The 4933-nt window shown below is 50.0% G+C and carries 3 protein-coding genes; all 3 read left to right on the top strand.

Annotated elements, in window-relative coordinates; genetic code table 11:
* Positions 1-1110: 1110 nt before the first annotated feature.
* The 3 genes from B7449_RS13285 (at position 1111) to B7449_RS13275 (ending at position 3923) form a co-directional block, all read left to right on the top strand.
* Positions 1111-2133: a ParA family protein gene (locus tag B7449_RS13285; RefSeq protein WP_025440117.1), complete on the top strand. Its 1023-nt coding sequence runs from the start codon at positions 1111-1113 to the stop codon at positions 2131-2133.
* Positions 2133-3014, top strand: coding sequence for a ParB/RepB/Spo0J family partition protein (locus B7449_RS13280; protein WP_010517477.1), 882 nt, complete (start codon positions 2133-2135; stop codon positions 3012-3014). The genes B7449_RS13285 and B7449_RS13280 overlap by 1 nt, the downstream gene beginning before the upstream one ends.
* A gap of 90 nt (positions 3015-3104) precedes the next feature.
* The gene (locus tag B7449_RS13275; RefSeq protein WP_010511482.1) at positions 3105-3923 is read left to right on the top strand and encodes a replication initiator protein A; all 819 of its coding nucleotides are present in this window, start codon (positions 3105-3107) and stop codon (positions 3921-3923) included.
* Positions 3924-4933 lie beyond the last annotated feature (1010 nt).

Raw genomic sequence — 4933 nt, 5'->3', positions numbered from 1 at the left:
CCAACACACGGAATCATATCTCGCATCAAAACACAACTGTAGTGTTAGTTCAAAGCAAAACGGCATATGTAGCAGCGTGACCTATCTCTCACTTCTTTCATGCCTTGAAAAAGAACGTCGATGATCCGCTTGTACCGTATCGTCATCTCCACATGATTAACAGGTCGGCCTCCTGAACATTCGAGGATGAGCGCCATGGCAGCGTCCTGGTCTATCCCGATGCTGCGATCCGTCTTGCTGTCATAGGCTAGAGCCGCCAAGGTGCGGCAATGCTCCGTCTTACCATGTCCAGCGAACGTCTCACTGCAGCGAGTACGTTCCATGACGATCTTTCGGATGAAACGCCGGCCACATGAAGACAGCGGAATTGGTTGCTGCCCCCTCATCGACATAGCACGCCTTGCGATCGCTCGCAGTGGACGATGAGGAAAAACGACGCATTATCCAAGTCCCCAGTCAGGGTGAATGCATGTTCGATAGGTTTCCTGAACTTGGGGGGAGTGCAATCAAGGAACCGACCACGATCTCGATGACCAACGACGTCCAGAACCACTGCTCATAAAAATCCGGTACGCGCCATCTGATGTTCTGACGTCCGAACATCAGCATCTGCTCCAATACCCTGAAGTTCACGCATTTTGCAATGGAATGTATTACTCCCATCCGAGAATGATCTTACAAATTCCGCCTGAGAATGTTCTGACGTCCGAACATTGAGCATAAGGATGAACTAGAACCAGAAGACTATCGTAACACGTCGCACAGCAAAATATCATCCTCCATTATATCTTTGATCGCTATCTCCTCGGCTGATTTATGCCTCGTTTTAATGCTTCGTCCGCTTTGACAAAGCCTCATTCAAGACACAAGTAATCTATAATATGGTCCTAAGTTGCCACTTCAGCCATGCCGCACCTGGGCCGGATTAGATGTTCGACGAGAAGCAGGCAACATTGATCGTATCTCTCGAAGACCAATTTAGGGCTTCATATCAGCCCATATGCCGTCGATTTTTTCCTTGACAAGAAAGACTCATAACAATCAACATCAACCATCATCGTTGACGTTGATGCTATTTTACGCATCAAAAGTCTGTCTGGGGAAGCCATAATGAACGGTCAAACATTTCGAAATAGCCGACTGACTTTGCGATTAAGTCAGGCCGACATCAAAGATGAACTCAACCGCAGACTTGGCCGAAGCTATGATAAGCCCAAGATTAGCCGGTGGGAAAACGATAAAGAACCAATCCCGGATGATGTCGCCGAGGTGATACGTAATATGGCTGGCGCAGTTCAAGATTCTGCAAGAATACTTGTGCTGGCAAACCAAAAAGGCGGCGTTGGGAAAACAACGTCATCGCTCAACCTCGCATACGCGTTGTCATCACTGGGAGGGCGCGTTCTTCTCATTGATATGGATCCACAAGCCACAGCTACAGCCGGGATACTCGCTGGCGCCAGTGTTGAACTTTATCATCAAGGCAAAACGACCGCTCACCTCATCCTTGGTGGAAAACCCCTTTCTGAGATCGTGGTTGCGGCGGGCACGCTACCAGACGGACGCGAACTGCCTTTCGATTTCATCGCCAGCCATATTGACCTAGCCGAAACGGACGGCCGGAGAGAACCCGGTTTTGACGCCGCGCTACGGGAAGCCATTGATCCTGTCCGTGAGGACTACGACTGGATCGTGATCGATGCACCTCCCAATCTCGGCATGCTTACATGGATGAGCCTTGCTGCTGCCGATGATGCAATTGTCCCTGTGAGAACCGAGCCTTACGACACAATGGGCGTTGGCCTGATTATCGGCACCATCGGCAAGATCCAGCGTCGTCTGAATCCAGGGCTTCGACTCCTTGGTATTTTACCGACCCAATATAACGCACGCAAATCTGTGGACCGCGAAGTCCTTCAACACTTATGTTCCATGATGAAAGACCGCGCTCCAGTTCTGGAACCCGTGCCTTCAAGCGCTGTGTACGGTCATGCTGCACGCGCAGGCAGGATTGCGTTGGAGTCCTCTTCTTCAGCAGCCGCAACGGCACCATACCTTCGACTGGCACAAGCACTCCAAACGAAGACAGATTTTCCGCTTGCAGATATCGAACAGCCTGAAAGTAATGCGTGATGGCAACCCGACGCAAAACAAAAGCCCCGTCTCCTATTCTCGGCGTAGCCGCTGGTCTCATTGACGACGCCAGCAACAGTTTCGTTCGCCAGGACGGCAAATTTCGACATACATTCGAAGTTCCTTTGACAGAAGTAGCGCCAGATCCGGACCAACCGCGAAAAAGTTTCGACGACGAGAGTATCGCAGCACTAGCAGAAACCATGGTCGCTGAAGGACAGCTTCAACCCATTCTTGTACGTCGTGTCACGAACTCACAATCCGACAAACGATGGGTCATAGTCGCGGGCGAACGCCGTTGGCGAGCAGCGCAACATGCTGGCTGGTCCAGCATGCTTGCAATTGAACACGACGGTGATGCTGAAGTCGCAGCGCTCATTGAGAACCTTCAGAGAGTGGACCTAAACCCTCTGGAAGAAGCAACCGGCATCCAACGACTGATTGAAAAAAGAGGCTGGAACCAGAGCCAGGCAGGTGAAGTTCTTGGAAAAAGTCGCGGCGAAATTAGCTCTATCCTGAAAATCCTGACGCTCCCAACCGATATCCTTGAAGAGTTGACGTCAGAGCGAGGTGTGGCACGAAATACCCTTGTGGAACTCGCACGAGTCCCGGATCCTGTGAGACAACAAGAGCTCATTGAACAAGCCAGAACCGGACAACTCACAGTAAAAGCTATTCGACTGGGTCGAGCTGACCTCGAACGGCCAGAATCCGCACCGACCCGCAAACCTTCTGGATTTACGTTTACATCCGTAGACAGGATGGCCCAGCGTCTAAGTGAAGTCCGTGCCCAACAACTCCCGCTTAATTCGGAAGACCGTGAACGCTTGCGAAGACTCCGGGCCGAGATTGATCAGGTGCTGGGTGATGAAAATACGTAACACTGACGAGAGAATCATTGACCCTGGCTGTATTAACCGGTTTGTTTGCGTTCGGAACATCGCGCACAAAAGGCAAGGCTGGGGTAGATAATGGCTAGCAACGAAGCTGACCTGTTTGTCGACTCCCTAATAGGGGCTCCGTTAAAGGATGACAGAGCCCTTATGGAATATCCGTTCTTCAGCATCCAGAAGCAACCGCGCATGGAGCCTCTGGTATATGACGACGGGAAAATACAAATTACCATAGAACCTGGCCCAAAAGGGCTTGCGACGATTTGGGATAAAGACATACTTCTTTATGTCGTCTCTCTTATCAATGAACGCATTGAGCGAGGAATGACTGTCGACCATACAGTCCGCTTCGCTGCGCATGATCTGCTGCGCGTCACCGGTCGAGGAACAGGTAAGCGCAGCTACGACCTTTTGCTCGATGCGCTTCATCGTCTGAGATCTACAAATATCATGACAACCATCGAATCTGCAGACGAACGCGACCGGCGCGGGTTTGGCTGGATAGAGACATGGCGCGTAGTCGAGCGGAAAACATCGACTGGACGTAAAATTATGGCAGCCATTGAAATTACGCTCAATGACTGGATGTTTCGTGCCCTCGTCAAGGAACGCAGGGTGCTGACAATTAACCCCACTTATTTTAGTCTCGATAGTGGCCTGGGGCGCCGTATTTATGAAATCGGACGAAAGCATCTTGGTAACCAGGAAATATGGAAAATTAGTCTAGATAAACTCGCCAAGAAAATCGGTACTACACGCGAATTACGATTTTTCAAAAGAGATCTTCTCAAAATTATAGGCGATGACGTTATCCCCGATTATCAGCTATCCCTCGAAGTAGGTCCAAGGGGAGGGCGTCCCGTAGTGATTTTTGAACATCGAGAATCACAATCTTAGCGATAAAATATGAGCAGGACATGTGCGCGATGTTCCGAACCATGAGACGCTGTCGCGTTTGTTTTCCTAGGCTGCTGTGAAGCGCAAAATACCTAAGATATCAAGCCTGCTACTTATCGGATGCCATAACTTGTCATCGCCCAAGGAATCACACGCACGGACGTCCGAACGCCAGAGACCTACCTTAAACGTGCGCGATGTTCCGAATTCATGGCGTTTGGGCAGAGACTGCGCCTCATAAACACCTTGGGCAACTATCGGCGTGAACTTGATGACCGAATTAGCAAGGTGAAGATCGTTAATGTGCGCGATATTCCGAATATCTGGCCTAATGCCTTTTCCGGCGTGCGCGATATTCCGAAGTTTTCTCTTCCCTATATCCATTCTCAAGAATTGGAGGCCTGTTGCAGTTGTTCTTGACGGTCGCAAAGTATGCCTTCTGCCCTGTCGACGATGATTACTCCCATTATTCACAGCAACGCGATTCTCGTTCGGAATATCACGCACGTCTTATCGGAACATCGCGCACATCCCAACGGAATATCGCGCACGCTTTCTTTCGGAATATCGCGCACGCCTTATCGGAACATCGCGCACAGAAACAGGCCCTAACCAAATGATATTAAACGCGCTTTTCGGCCTTTAACTTTTTAACAGTTTAAAAATAACCTTCTAACTCGACCGTTGGGGATAAGTCTGCCTTCCTTGCATTCCATCTTCAGTTCGCGCTAAGACGCATTACCTTCCGGTATGTAAGCAGCAGCTTTCCCCCCCTTGAAGAAGCAGCTTATTCGACGTTGAATTAACGTCGCAATCTCTGCAACTACACCAATCGAGAAACACCCCTTTAGGGATATGATTTAGATTCGAGAATCCAAAAGCTAATAAACCGAGAATAAAAAGCCATAATAGAAATATAAGCCAGTATGTAAAAGCACCAGATCGACCAGCACGCCGCAAGGGGCGGCTCCTCCCCGTGCTCGGCGTCTGCGTCGCCTGCGCGCGGGTCC

This window comes from Komagataeibacter intermedius TF2 (assembly GCF_000964425.1).
GTDB lineage: Bacteria > Pseudomonadota > Alphaproteobacteria > Acetobacterales > Acetobacteraceae > Komagataeibacter > Komagataeibacter intermedius.
The sequence above is the reverse complement of the archived record's forward strand: the minus strand, read 5'-3'. Positions and strand labels throughout refer to the sequence as shown.